General features: G+C 41.6%; 12 protein-coding genes. 7 read left to right on the top strand and 5 right to left on the bottom strand.

Annotated elements, in window-relative coordinates; translation table 11 throughout:
• The first annotated feature begins 138 nt into the window (after positions 1–138).
• On the top strand, positions 139–1,662 hold the full coding sequence (locus C7B70_RS11730) for a DEAD/DEAH box helicase (protein ID WP_106369233.1): 1,524 nt from the start codon (positions 139–141) through the stop codon (positions 1,660–1,662).
• Entirely contained in the window at positions 1,592–2,803 is a 1,212-nt protein-coding gene (locus C7B70_RS11725) for a DUF790 family protein (protein WP_106369232.1), read from the top strand. The genes C7B70_RS11730 and C7B70_RS11725 overlap by 71 nt, the downstream gene beginning before the upstream one ends.
• A 213-nt stretch (positions 2,804–3,016) precedes the next feature.
• Here the strand turns inward: C7B70_RS11725 and C7B70_RS11720 are convergent, their stop codons facing one another.
• Both C7B70_RS11720 and C7B70_RS11715 read right to left on the bottom strand, forming a co-directional pair.
• On the bottom strand, positions 3,017–3,268 hold the full coding sequence (locus C7B70_RS11720; RefSeq protein WP_106369231.1) for a DUF4351 domain-containing protein: 252 nt from the start codon (positions 3,266–3,268) through the stop codon (positions 3,017–3,019).
• A 140-nt stretch (positions 3,269–3,408) separates the two neighbouring features.
• Complete coding sequence (locus C7B70_RS11715; RefSeq protein WP_106369230.1) at positions 3,409–4,557, bottom strand: hypothetical protein; 1,149 nt, start codon at positions 4,555–4,557, stop codon at positions 3,409–3,411.
• A gap of 199 nt (positions 4,558–4,756) precedes the next feature.
• On the opposite strand from C7B70_RS11715, the gene C7B70_RS11710 reads away from it, so the two are divergent.
• Positions 4,757–6,235 carry a TldD/PmbA family protein gene (locus C7B70_RS11710; protein ID WP_106369259.1) on the top strand — a complete coding sequence of 493 codons (1,479 nt, stop codon included), beginning with the start codon at positions 4,757–4,759 and terminating at the stop codon, positions 6,233–6,235.
• Between the two features lie 166 nt (positions 6,236–6,401).
• Here the strand turns inward: C7B70_RS11710 and C7B70_RS11705 are convergent, their stop codons facing one another.
• Positions 6,402–7,454, bottom strand: coding sequence for a low specificity L-threonine aldolase (locus C7B70_RS11705; RefSeq protein WP_106369229.1), 1,053 nt, complete (start codon positions 7,452–7,454; stop codon positions 6,402–6,404).
• Positions 7,455–7,487: 33 nt separating this feature from the next.
• On the opposite strand from C7B70_RS11705, the gene C7B70_RS26335 reads away from it, so the two are divergent.
• Both C7B70_RS26335 and C7B70_RS11700 read left to right on the top strand, forming a co-directional pair.
• A complete protein-coding gene (locus tag C7B70_RS26335) occupies positions 7,488–7,703 on the top strand; it encodes a hypothetical protein (RefSeq protein WP_158260486.1) in 216 nt (71 codons plus the stop codon).
• A 176-nt stretch (positions 7,704–7,879) separates the two neighbouring features.
• Complete coding sequence (locus C7B70_RS11700) at positions 7,880–8,428, top strand: SRPBCC family protein (protein ID WP_106369228.1); 549 nt, start codon at positions 7,880–7,882, stop codon at positions 8,426–8,428.
• A 62-nt stretch (positions 8,429–8,490) separates the two neighbouring features.
• Here C7B70_RS11700 and clpB read toward each other — a convergent pair whose 3' ends face one another.
• A complete protein-coding gene (clpB, locus tag C7B70_RS11695) occupies positions 8,491–11,118 on the bottom strand; it encodes an ATP-dependent chaperone ClpB (RefSeq protein ID WP_106369227.1) in 2,628 nt (875 codons plus the stop codon).
• Positions 11,119–11,542: 424 nt separating this feature from the next.
• Here clpB and C7B70_RS11690 point away from each other — a divergent pair, with 424 nt between their 5' ends.
• Positions 11,543–11,722, top strand: a complete 180-nt coding sequence (locus tag C7B70_RS11690) for a DUF2281 domain-containing protein (protein ID WP_106369226.1) — start codon at positions 11,543–11,545, stop codon at positions 11,720–11,722.
• A 54-nt stretch (positions 11,723–11,776) separates the two neighbouring features.
• On the opposite strand, the gene C7B70_RS11685 is transcribed toward C7B70_RS11690, so the two are convergent.
• Positions 11,777–12,991 (bottom strand): RNA-guided endonuclease TnpB family protein, encoded by a 1,215-nt coding sequence (locus tag C7B70_RS11685; protein WP_106369225.1) that lies wholly within the window; start codon positions 12,989–12,991, stop codon positions 11,777–11,779.
• Positions 12,992–13,106: 115 nt separating this feature from the next.
• Between C7B70_RS11685 and C7B70_RS11680 the strand changes: the two genes are divergently transcribed.
• Positions 13,107–13,439 carry a type II toxin-antitoxin system death-on-curing family toxin gene (locus C7B70_RS11680; RefSeq protein WP_106369224.1) on the top strand — a complete coding sequence of 111 codons (333 nt, stop codon included), beginning with the start codon at positions 13,107–13,109 and terminating at the stop codon, positions 13,437–13,439.
• Positions 13,440–13,584 lie beyond the last annotated feature (145 nt).

The following is a 13,584-nucleotide window of genomic DNA, read 5'->3' as shown; positions in this document are numbered from 1 at the left end:
GAATCTATCAAAAGTAGTAGATATATACCGTCAAAAGTATAAACTATTACATTAATTTGAGCCGCAACAGTACAGTTTCAGAAAACACCATTAATCCTTAGACTGGAAATATAAATCTGCCCTAAAATATTGGCTTAAATGGCTCGAATCCCGACAATATCCTTTGATCGCGGCACGTTAATTGTGCATCCACCACCTAAAGGTAAAACTTGGGTAGATTACGCTACTTGGGACGATCGCGTTGAGAAATTTCGCATCCCTGCTATCTATTACAGAGCTTTTATCGAAGCTTTGCAAGGGGAAAAAACGGATTTTATTGATAATGCTAGAGCTTTTGAGACTTTAGAACTCTTTTCTAGTATGGAAAGAGAGCCTTATCCTCATCAAAGCGAGGCATTACAAGCGTGGAAACAAGCAGGGCGTAATGGTGTAGTGGTGCTTCCTACCGCCGCCGGAAAAACTTATTTAGCATTGTTAGCAATGCAAGCGACTCCACGCAGCACATTAATCGTAGTACCGACTATAGATTTAATGCACCAGTGGTATGCTCAATTACTGGTATCATTTCCCGACGCAGAGATCGGGTTATTGGGGGGAGGATCGCGCGATCGCACTTCTATATTAGTTTCTACCTACGACAGCGCCGCCATCCACGCTGAAGCCCTCGGAAACCGCTACGCATTGCTAATTTTTGATGAGTGTCACCACTTACCTACAGATTTTAATCGAGTTATTGCCGAATATGCGATCGCGCCTTACAGGTTAGGATTATCGGCAACCCCCGAACGTACCGATGGCAAACACGCAGACTTAAACCTACTTATTGGCAAAGAAGTCTATCGCAAAACGGCGGAAGAACTAGCCGGAAGCGCTTTAGCCAAGCATGAAATTGTCCAAATTAAGGTCAAACTCTCAGATTTAGAAAGAGAAAGATACAAGCAATTAATCGAACAGCGCAATAGTTTTTTAAAAGATGTAAAAATCTCCCTAGGAAGTCTCAAAGGCTGGCAAATGTTCGTTCAAGCCAGCGCGCGCTCTACAGCCGGACGTAGAGCGATGTTAGCCCACAAAGAAGCGAAGGAAATTGCTTTAGGTACAGACGGCAAAATGCGGATTTTGAGCAATATCCTCGCCCAACACCACCCCGAAAGGACGCTAATTTTTACCGCCGATAACGCTACAGTTTACCGAATTTCCCAAGAATTTTTGATTCCCGCCCTTACTCACCAAACCCCCGTAAAAGAGCGTCACGAGACTTTAACGCGGTTTCGAGAAGGTGAATATAAAACCTTAGTAGCTTCTCACGTCTTAAATGAAGGGGTAGATGTACCCGCCGCTAGTGTAGCGATTATCTTATCTGGTACGGGTTCGGCGCGGGAATACGTGCAAAGGTTGGGGCGGGTGCTGCGTAAGGGAGACGAGCATAAATTGGCGATAATGTATGAAGTAGTGGCAGAAGATACTAGCGAAGAAGGTACATCGGCGCGGCGGCGAGGCGAACAACAACGTAGAGACGTAGCGGTGCTACGTCTCCCACCCCCACCAGAGCCAAAACAGCTAGAAATTGTACCGTTGTATGGAGTGAATAATCATGTTACCAAGCGAGTTGCTGACTCATCGGCTAAATGGGGAGACAATAACCCCAAAAAGGTTGAGGATTGATGAGCAAACTTTAGCTGTTGCAAGAGAATTGATTGATTGTTTTTTAGCAGCGCGGGGCGGTACTCAAGGACAATTAGATAGTCAGTTGCAAGAATTGGAAGGAGATAGCCCCGATTATCGCTTTAAAAGGGGACTTGCTCATTTACTTAAAAGTGCGTGTGAGTTTGAAGTTGTTAGTCCTTTAGAACCACCATTATTAAGAGAGCGAGTATTTAGTTTATCGGCGTTGAGTGTTCCAAGTTCTCCTCAAAGCTGTCAAACTTTGGATACATTGGCTTTGCAACTTAGTCAGGAATTAGAACGAGAAGTTTTACCCGCGCACATTCGGGAAGGACTTTACGCAGACTTGGCAGAAAATAAGGTTTTGATGGAGTTTGAAGAACCAACACCAGAGCAATTGCTACATAAATACAATCTTTCGCAAGTACAGGGAGTATTTTATCGTGCTAGTCAATTAGTATTAAATGCTCATCGCAATGTTCCGGGAGAGTATAAGCTGCTGTTTCGGTATTTGAAACTGTTTCAATTGATGGCTTATATAGAAGGGGATGCCGATCATGGGTTTACAATTACTATAGATGGGGCAACTAGCTTATTTAAGCCTAGTACGAGGTATGGACTTGCGATCGCAAAAATGATTCCCGCACTGTTGCACGTTACAAAATGGAGTCTTAGCGCCACCTTACAAACCCGCGATTTTTATACTAACAATTGGAAAACAGGAAAGTTTAGCCTTGATGCCAATTGCGGTTTAGTATCTCATTATCCGCCAGGTAAACCTTACGACAGTATGTTAGAAGAAGCCTTTGCTAGTCGCTGGGAATCTTTGAAATCCGATTGGGTATTAGAGAGGGAAGTTGATTTAATTCCGATTCCTGGTAGTGTCATGATTCCCGATTTTCGATTAGTACATCCTGACGGGCGCAGCTTATTACTAGAAATAGTTGGTTATTGGCGACCAGAATATCTACAAAAAAAGTTTTCCCAAGTGCGCCGCGCCGAAAGAGACGATTTAATTTTAGCTATTTCTGAACGATTGAACTTAGAAAAAGCTGGAGTAAATTTAACTGATGTTCCAGCAAAAATCATCTGGTTTAAAGACAAGTTGTTGCCTAAAGCTGTGTTGGCTGTGTTGGATTAAAATTAAATATATATCGCTTCGACCCCGGAAGGATGGGTTCCTTCTCTCAATGACTAGAGCAGGTTAAACTGAATATGCAACGTCTTCAAAATCTGCTCTAACAAAAGCCAGAGCTTTCTATTGCTCTCAAGGTCTTTGCATAACTTTCTTAGTTCTTATTCAAGATTGTTCTTGCTAGTTTGAATACCAAAAGAAAACTTATTTGTCATTGAATTACCCCAACCAAGATTCCAAATCCTCAACACTTGTAAAATCCAACAAAGCCTCTCCCAAAGCCTCTAAATCTTCAAGACTCAGAGCGCTCACTTTTGTTGTAATTTCGGGTGATAAACTACCCAACTTCCGGGTAAGCTGCTTGAGAACTAATGTTTTACCTTCAACGGTGCGACCTTGAGTCAATCCAAGTTGCAGTCCCTCAGCCCGACCTTCCCGTAAAATAGCTTGATACATCGTAGACTCGCGCATTATCGGACTCCTGAACAATTGTCGAATTATTGATTATAATTCTGCGTGGGATCAATTTGAGCAACTAATTGATAAATCTATTATTGATACGGGAATTGAAGATATGGCATATCATCAACACGCACGTTAGCTTAAATAATTTATAGTTTATTGAGCCAGCTTTGCAGTGCTAAGTCCACAAGGGTATTTAATTCGCAATCAGCTTTATTTATTATGAATGGAGCAAAGGAAGCCATGCTGTAACCACCTATTGAACTTCTCTTACCTGGGGGAATATATGCTGCAATACTAACAACTGGGTGAAATGTCTTCCAGTCTTTGGTAGAGCAACAAATTTGCATTCTACCTAAAGGATGTCTATACAATTTATTCAACTCATCGTTATTCAAAGTACGTGATGTTCTGCGATCAGGTATAGGTAAATATAAAAATAATGCAGGCTGATTGAAACCTAGGGTTCGCATCTCAGCACTGTATGTATTTGCACGTATCTCTGCACATATATTACTTTTACCTCTACCATATTTAACGAAATTTGCTCCCTTAATTTCTTGAATGCGCTCGTGGAAGCATAAAAATCTTTCCCTAACTTGTAAAATTATTTGTTTCTGTTCATCAGAACAGCCCTCTATCATCTTAGCTAGTACACTAGGTACAGGTGGTAAATAATCTTTGATATCGTGAACTTGCTCTAAGTTGTATGTAACTTGAGCTTCCCAAGTTTGCGCTGTATCAACATTGTTTAAATGAAGATATAGTTCGCTATCTTTTGTTACTACAAGCTTGAATTCAATAAAATCAAAGTTTAGCTTACTATACTCTCGATCAATATAGTTGTGTGAATGGAAACTTGGCGTAATTGCAATTAACTTAACTGGTAAATCGTAATCTACATCAAATAATTTATTTTTTGCAAGATTGGCATAATACCTAGTTAATTGCTGAACAATTCCTCTATCTAGTGAGTTTTTGAGTTCTATTATTACTAGCTGTTTATTTTGAGATGCAGAAATAATATCGCATCGTTCGCCGTTAATCCGGCGTTGTCGTTCTAGGGGAATCAAATTAAAAATAGCAGTCAAGTTATCCCAAATAAAATCTTCTAATGCTATTTCATTGGCAAATTCCCAAGTATTCCCTGCTAATTTAACAAGCTTATTCAATGGAGGCATTCTAATTGCTTGTCCATTTATCGAGCGCTGTCTGGACTTAGCGTGTAACTTTGCTTGCTGCACAACTATATCGCGGAGTTCACTAGGTATTTTACTGTAACGAATACGGCGAGGCATATAATTTTGTTCATACTGTATTTTTATTAATCCCTGTTTTTAGGAAAAAGTAACAGTATCAAAGCATGGTCTGCTGATATATTTTCTAGATTCTTAAGCAAGCAATTTTTATAAAGCTTTTAGCCAACGAGACTTAGAGGGGTTTGTTAGACTTAGTTTAGCTAGGTATCACCTCAACCAAGGACGCGCACACCCGATGATGCTATCGACGTACCCAAGTACCCTATTATCAAAAGAACTACTAAGTTTACAATACAATTCTACAAGCGATCGCTTTGATGAAACTTGGGAAGCTCCCCTCTCTACACTGCTTGGTTTAGGACGAGCGGCGGGTGCTGATTTTATCGAGTTTTTCCTAGAGCGGGCAAATTACATTAGTTGTCAAGCTGAAGAAGACACTATTACCAGCATTTCCCCCCGACTATCTACGGGCGCGGGAGTTAGAGTATTTCGCGGCTCGGCGGATTGTTACGTTAGCACCAACGATTTATCATTTAACGGGCTAAAAGCGGCTTTAGAAAAGGGTTTATCTATCCTTGGCTTGCAACTACCGTCTCCAAACGCTTATGTACCTGAAATTAACCTAGAGTTGCTGAGAGATTACGCCACCAAAAAAAGTAAAGATACTTGGCTGTCGGGATGTAGCTCAATGCAAGAAATGGGCGAAGTATTGTTAGACGCAAATGCCCAACTAAAAGTCAAAGCAAGTCACGTACAATCAAGACGAGCAGTTTATTTTCGAGATTGGCAAGAAGTTTTAATTGCTGCAAGTGACGGCACTTTTGCCAGAGATATTCGCCTCAGTCAATCAGTTGGTTATAGCTTGCTATGCGCCGAAGGAGCTAACCGCGCGGCGATTAATCAGAGAGTTGGCGATACAAGTTCTCCTAGTTTCCTGAGAACATGGGATTACGCAACTACCGCCGCAGAAGTGGCAGAATCCGCCGGAAAAATGCTGTACGCCGATTACGTTGAATCGGGCAATTATCCGATAATTATGGCAAATCAGTTTGGCGGCGTAATTTTTCATGAAGCCTGCGGACACCTATTAGAAACGACGCAAATTGAACGCAAAACTACACCTTTTGCCGATAAAAAAGGACAAAAAATTGCCCACGAAAGCCTAACCGCTTGGGATGAGGGATTGTCTAGCGAAGCTTTTGGTACAATCGATATGGATGATGAGGGAATGCCAGCCCAGCGTACCTTATTGATTGAAAAAGGCATATTAAAGAACTTTATCAGCGATCGCACAGGTTCGATGCGTACCGGGCAACCCCGCACTGGTAGCGGTCGTCGGCAAAATTACACCTTTGCAGCCGCTTCAAGGATGCGTAACACCTACATCGCTCCAGGAGACTACGCTACAGAGGATTTATTTGCTTCTATCGATAAAGGCATTTATTGCAAAAAAATGGGCGGCGGTAGTGTCGGCGCAACAGGTCAATTTAACTTTGCTGTCGATGAAGCTTATCTAATTGAAAATGGCAAACTAACTAAACCCCTCAAAGGTGCAACCCTAATTGGCGACGCGCAAGAAATCATGAACAAAATTTCTATGTGTTCCCAAGACTTAGGATTAGCAGCAGGTTTTTGTGGCTCTGTAAGTGGCAGTATTTATGTGACTGTAGGTCAACCACACATCAAGGTAGATTCAATTACTGTCGGCGGTAGATAATCCAAATAATTCAATCGCGTACAGCGCGGTGTAGAGACGTAGCGCTGCTCCGTCTCTACATTGGTTTTGAAATCACACATTTATCATTTTCGCGCCCTGAATTGGGCAACGCCACAAAAGCTATCTAGTCAATCGGAGTTATGTTTTAAGGGCGACAATATTGCCCTTAAATCTTCCCAGATACAGCAACCGAATAAAAATCCGCCGCTTTTATTAAAGCCTCAACAGATTCCTCTTTTGTATCAAAAGCAGTTACGAGGCGCACCACCAGTGAATCTTCTCCTTCCCAACGATAAAACTTGAAACCATCTGCTATTAATCCAGCAATAACAGCTTCGGGTAACTGTACAAATATCTCGTTTGCATCTACCGGATAATAAAGTTTTACTTCTGGTAGCTTGCTAAGTCCTGTAGCAAGTTTTTCCGCCATTTTGTTCGCGTGAGCCGCATTTTTTAACCACAAATCGTTATCTATATAAGCTTCTAACTGCGCTGACAAAAACCGCATTTTTGACAACAAGTGTCCGCTACGTTTGCGCCTGTAGCTAAAGGTTTGGGCTAAATCAGGGTTGAAAAATATTACAGCTTCCGCCGCCATAGCGCCGTTTTTAGTTGCTCCAAAACACAACACATCTACACCACAACGCCAGGTAATATCTGCGGGAGAACAACCCAAGTGTGCAACTGCGTTAGCAAATCGCGCCCCATCCATATGTAGGCTAAGGTTAAAAGTACGGGCAACTTCAGCAATTTGCCTAACTTCGGACTTGCTGTACACTGTCCCCGCTTCTGTTGCTTGAGTAATACTAATAGCCGTAGGTTGGACGTGATGGACAACGCCAATACCAGAAAGTGCGATCGCTTTTGTCAAGTCTTGATCGTACAATTTACCATTATTGCCGGGAATTGTAAGTAATTTTGCTCCACCAGTATAAAATTCTGGCGCACCGCATTCATCGACATTTATATGTGCCGATGTATGGCAGTAAATCGCCCCAAAAGGTGGAACCATAACAGATAAGGCTAAAGCGTTAGCGGCTGTTCCGGTAGTTACAGGAAACACTGTAACGTCGGTTTCAAATAATTCTGCAAACTTGGTTTGCAACCTTTTAGTACCTTCATCTTCCCCATAAGGCATAGCTGCGCCTTGGTTCACGTCAGCTAATGCTGCTAATATTTCCGGCGATATTCCGGTTACATTGTCACTGCAAAAATTCATACTTGTTTAAGCTGCTTGATGATTATTTAAGGAATGCAACCTACAGGTGGTTTTTGCTCTACATTTACAGCTTTACCTTCTATTTCTCTCATTCTAAGGATAGAGGAATTTTTGCCAGGGTTAAGAAAAGGGTTTATGTGGTATGTGATTTTTGATGCCAAGACTTCACAAGTTACCAACCATCGCCCACAGTTAGTAATAACCTATACAGACAATTTTCGGGGAATTATAACTATACCTTTGTATTAATTACATTTATTACTCTTTACCTAAAATGTATAAGTTCTTGGAACCTTTATCGCAGGTTTAGCATCTTTTTACAAAACTGCTAAACAGTTGAGTGATAATTATTACTTGAGTTAACTAAATTACTGTAACTTTTTACACTTTTTTTATTTATTGGTCTAGGGAACCTCGCGCGTAGAATGAATAAATTTTCTGCTAATGATGTAAGTAAATCGGTTGCTGAGTGGAGTAAGCACCAGCAAATAACAATGATTGGGGGAGAAATTTTAGTCGAAACGCGATCGCATTCGTCTTGGGGCGGGGCAGTAACAGCTACAATGTATTTACCTGTAGTGCGATCGCACGTTTGGCAACAAGTCACCGATTACCCTCGTTGGGTGCAGTATTTTCCTGATGTAACTAAAAGCGAAGTTTTGCACCGAGGCGAAGCAAAGCGTTTATATCAAGCTGCTAAAAAAGCCTTTTTGTTTTTTACGGCGCAAGTAGAAGTTTACCTAAACGTGATTGAAGTAGTACAGCAGCAAATTCAGTTTCGTTTAGAAAGGGGTACGTTTGTTGATTTTGCCGCCGATTTGAGCTTGCAAGATTGTCAAGGCGGTACTTTGCTAACCTATGCCGTGCAAGCAACCCCAAATATTCCTATTCCTACAATGTTTATCCAGCAAGCAATGCAGTTAGAATTACCTGCAAATATGCGAAAAATGCGCCAGGTGATTTGTGGATCGTAGAGACGTTGCGGTGCAACGTCTCCATATTTATTAGACGTTGCAGTGCAACGTCTCCATATTTATTACGCCCCAGGTTGTGTTATAACTAATTCCGAGGGCAATCGCTTAAAGGCAATCCGTTCGTTTTCGACATCCACAAAAACTGTATCGCCATCATGAAACTCGCCGCGTAAGATGGCTTTAGCAATTTGAGTTTCTAACTCTTTTTGAATTGCTCGTTTGAGCGGACGCGCACCAAATACAGGATCGTAGCCCACCTCTGCTAAAAAGTCTAAAGCAGAATCAGAGAGTTTTAACGATATTTTGCGATCGCTTAATCTTTCGGTTAGTCTAACTATTTGCAACTGCACAATTTGCCGCAACTCATGTTTTTGTAAGGCGTGGAAGATAATTGTTTCATCAATGCGGTTGAGAAATTCAGGGCGAAAACTCCCGCGCATTGCTTCCATTACCCGCCGATACATTTCATCGTACTGAGAATCATCGCCAGCCAAATCGAGAATATATTGCGAACCGATATTGCTAGTCATAATAATGATGGAGTTTTTGAAATCCACCGTATGACCTTGAGCATCAGTAACGCGCCCATCGTCGAGGATTTGGAGCATGATGTTAAATACATCAGGGTGCGCTTTTTCGATTTCGTCAAACAAAATTACGGCGTAAGGACGGCGGCGCAGGGCTTCAGTTAGTTGGCCCCCTTCGTCGTAACCTACATACCCTGGAGGCGCACCAATCAGCCTAGAAACGGCGTGTTTCTCCATGTATTCCGACATATCAATGCGAACTAGCGCTTCTTCAGTGTCGAATAAGTACGCCGCCAAAGCTTTAGCAAGTTCTGTTTTACCTACACCTGTGGGCCCAAGGAAAATAAAACTAGCCGTAGGACGATTAGGATCGGCAAGTCCGGCGCGCGATCGCTGAATGGCATCAGCAACGGCGGTAACGGCTTCATGTTGACCGATAACGCGCTGGTGCAACTCGTCTTCTAATTGCAGTAATTTATCTTTTTCCGATTCCACTAGCTTACTAATGGGGATACCCGTCCATTTAGAAATAACTTCGGCAATGTCGGATTCTGTAACTTCTTCTCGCAACAAAGATTGACCGCTTGTTTGTGCTTGGCTTAGTTGCGCTTCGGCTTCTTGCAATTGCTTTTGTAACTCGGTTAATGTGCCATACTTTAGCTCGGCGGCTTTATTGAGATCGTAGTCTCTCTCGGCTTGCTGAACTTCAACATTAACGCGATCGCTATCTTCTTTGATTTTCTGAATTTTGGAAATTACATCCTTTTCCGATTGCCATTGAGCGCTCATTGCTCTTTGACTTTCTTTGAGATCGCCAAGTTCTTTTTCAATTCTTTCTAGCCTTTCCTTAGAAACAGCGCTAGTTTCTTTTTGCAGCGACAACCGCTCCATTTCTAGCTGTAAAACCTTGCGATCGATTTCGTCTAATTCTTCTGGCTTAGAAGTAATTTCCATTTTCAGCTTGGCGGCGGCTTCGTCTACCAGATCAATTGCTTTATCAGGCAAAAAGCGATCGCTAATATAGCGATTAGACAGCATAGCAGCCGCAACTAAAGCACTATCAGAGATTTTCACCCCGTGATGAACTTCGTAACGCTCCTTCAATCCGCGCAAAATTGATACAGTATCTTCAACATTTGGCTGCTCAATATACACCTGTTGAAAGCGTCTTTCTAAAGCTGCATCTTTTTCAATGTACTTGCGGTACTCATCTAAAGTTGTCGCACCAATACAACGCAATTCTCCCCGCGCCAGCATGGGTTTGAGCAAGTTTCCCGCATCCATTGCGCCTTGAGTTGCACCCGCACCAACTACAGTATGAATTTCGTCAATAAACAGAATAATATTACCGCGCGATTCTGTAACTTCTTTGAGTACAGCTTTTAACCGCTCCTCAAATTCTCCCCGAAATTTAGCACCAGCAATCAACGAACCCATATCTAAACTAATGAGTTTGCGGTCAGTAAGAGATTGAGGTACATCACCCGCTACAATCCTTTGTGCTAGTCCTTCAGCGATCGCAGTTTTACCTACACCGGGTTCGCCAATTAATACGGGGTTATTTTTGGTACGGCGTGACAAAATTTGAATTGTGCGGCGAATTTCGTCATCGCGTCCAATTACGGGATCGAGTTTACCTTGCTTGGCGGCTTCTGTAAGGTCACGTCCGTATTTTTCCAGTGCTTCGTATTTGCCTTCTGGACTTTGATCGGTCACTTTTTGACTCCCACGAATTTCTTTAATAATATTTTTGAGCTTAGTTTCATCAGTACCAAATTCTCTAATTAAGCTTTTGCCAAAACGATCATCTTTGACATAACCCAATAGTAGATGTTCGATCGAGATAAAGTCATCGCCAAATTCTTTACGGTAGATTTCGGCGCGATCTAATAAGGTATCTAGGCTGCGTCCCACATAGACGTTATCGCTTCCCGACACTTTCGGCTGTTTTTGAATAAATTGGTCAGTGCGATCGCGGAGTTTTTGCATATTCACTCCAGCTTTCGTCCAAATACTATTAGCTAAACCATCTTGCTCTAAAAGAGCTTTCATCAAGTGTTCGCTTTCAATTTGTTGTTGGCTGTTAGCTTTAACTATGTCGGGAGTACGAGAAATCGCTTCCCAGGATTTTTCTGTAAATTGGTTGGGGTTTGTTGGTTGCATAGTCTTTATGAAACCGCCTTAAGTGCGTCAAGGTAGGATGATAGAAATTTCTTTATCTACTCATTGTATGAATAGATAGGTTTTTGGTGGATCGGCGATCGCCCATCACTAGAGGCGTATTTCCACCCAAAGGAGCTTTACTTTAAGTCTGCATCGATGCCAAAAAGGCGAAATGCTGCTATCCCGTCTAGTTTTGCAGATAAAGCGCGATCGGCAAATTATTATTAGTTTCTCTTTAATACTGTGTGAAATGCTTAAGGTTAGCTGTAGTACCTACTAAATCAGTGTTTTCATCGCTAATTTACATCTAGCTGAATTAACGGAATTAGCGCTCATATTGTTACTTACGGTGGACAGAATAATAGGTAATGCTTAAGGGAGCAAGCAATATCTCTATTTAGCTAAAGTTAGAGCGATCGCATTTATGAACACTAAAGAACAAATTATCCAAGAAATCGAACACTTACCAGAACCGCTATTAGCGGAGGCGTTAGAGTTTGTGCGTGCTTTGCAGGTAAAGCCACTTGAAGGTAAGGCATTCCAAGCCTATTTGGATTCTGAAGAAAAATGGTCAGAGGTATATCGTCGCCTTGCAGATTCCTAACTTTATTCCTAAATCAGATGTACTTAGTATCCACAAACTTGACACTCCCCATAGCTAGAAGCTAGGGGATTCTTTCTTCATGGGGAGACTAATATCTTTACCCTCAGAAAGCTTTAACACTGTATGTCCTACAGCTACAATTCCTCGAATCATTACAATTTGCGCTGCTGCAACGTCTCTATCTGTTTTATATCCACAATGTGGACAAGAATGTACTCGCTCACTCAAGTCTTTTTTACCCGTATGCGTTCGACAACTTGGGCAAGTTTGGGATGTAAAATTAGCATCTACTTTTGCAAAAAACACATCGCGTTTTGAGCAAACCCACTCTAGGATGTTAAGAAATTGACCAAAACCAGCATCTAAAGTATGCTTACACAGCATCCCTCTAGACATAGCTTTTAGATTCAAGTCCTCAGCAAAAATCATTCCTGCTTGATTGCATAAATGATGTGCTGTCTTAAAGTGAAAGTCTTTGCGAGTATTAGAAATATGCTCATGGAATCTAGCTACTTTATTTTGAGCCTTGCGCCAATTACTTGACCCAATTAATTTAGAAGACACTTTTTTTTGTAGCAATTTCAGCTTACGTTGAGCATCTACGAAAAACTTGGGTCTGGCAATAGTCTCATTATCTGAAGTTGCCAGAAAACTGAGCAATCCTAGATCAATTCCTAAGCTATGTCCGTGCGGCATAGCAGAGGGAATGCTAACATCACATTGCAAGCAAAGCATGGCAAACCAGCCGGATGCTTTCTTTACTATCCTTACCTGCTTTAACTCAAACCCATCAGGAATAGGACGCGACAAACGCATCTTGACGCTACCGATTTTAGGCAGCTTTAATCTATTCTCTTGGACTGGATTAACACCCATTTGCGGAAACAAAAAAGAACGCATCCTTCCTGGTTTCTTAAATCTTGGAAAACCATGCCCCCGTTCCCACATTGCTACAAAAGAAGCTTCTAGTGTTCTGAGCGCTTGCTGTAGAACATGGGTATGAGGCAATGCTAGTTCTGGTATATCTTTCTTAGCTGCTGCTAATGACTTACATTGCCAGTGGTAGCTAGGTTTAGGAGCGTCGGCCCTCATGATGTATTCATGCCGAATACTGCAAGAATTTATTGCACAAGATCGAGAATTTATCCAAGCCTTTCTTTCCGCTAAAGCATAGTTGTATACTTTGCGGCAAGTTTCCAAGTAGAAAAACATTTGTTCTTCCTGTTGGCGATTTGGCTTGATTTGATACTCGTAAGTTAGTGTGAGCATCTATTTATTATAGCATGAAGAAAGGCAATATAGTTTCTTCACGGGACTTTTAAGTCCCTATCGCCTTATCCCCATGTTTGAAAACAGGGGCATTTAAGGCTCGCCAGTTGGTCAGATTGAGAGATTTGGTGGACTCAATGGAATTAGAGATGAAGGACTATTGGATTCAGTCCTCGCTCAACCACAAGCTAGTTTCTTCGGTGAACTGCTGCATCCAACTATTTTTACTCAAGCTGCTGCCTACTTGTATCATCTTGCTAAGAATCATCCCTTTCTAGACGGTAATAAACGTACTGCCTTTGCTACCACTATCGCTTTTTTGCAGATAAACGGCTACGAACTCAATATGACAGAAAATGAAGTTTACAACATGGTGATGAAAGTAGCTCAAGGAGAAATGTCTAAGGAAGCGCTTGCTAGTTTGCTAGAGCAGCATATACAAGTATAGCGATCGCTATTTTATTTTTTTTAAAGTGTGATGTTACTTCTGCTACTTAGTTTATTTTTCTTACACCCTAGATGAACGCGATTTAGACTTTTAGCTTGTTGATTATCAACGTTATTAACTCAAAAGAAAAAATTAATTATATTAG

Source organism: Chlorogloea sp. CCALA 695 (assembly GCF_003003885.1).
Classification (GTDB): Bacteria; Cyanobacteriota; Cyanobacteriia; order Cyanobacteriales; family Chroococcidiopsidaceae; genus Aliterella.
The sequence above is the reverse complement of the archived record's forward strand: the minus strand, read 5'-3'. Positions and strand labels throughout refer to the sequence as shown.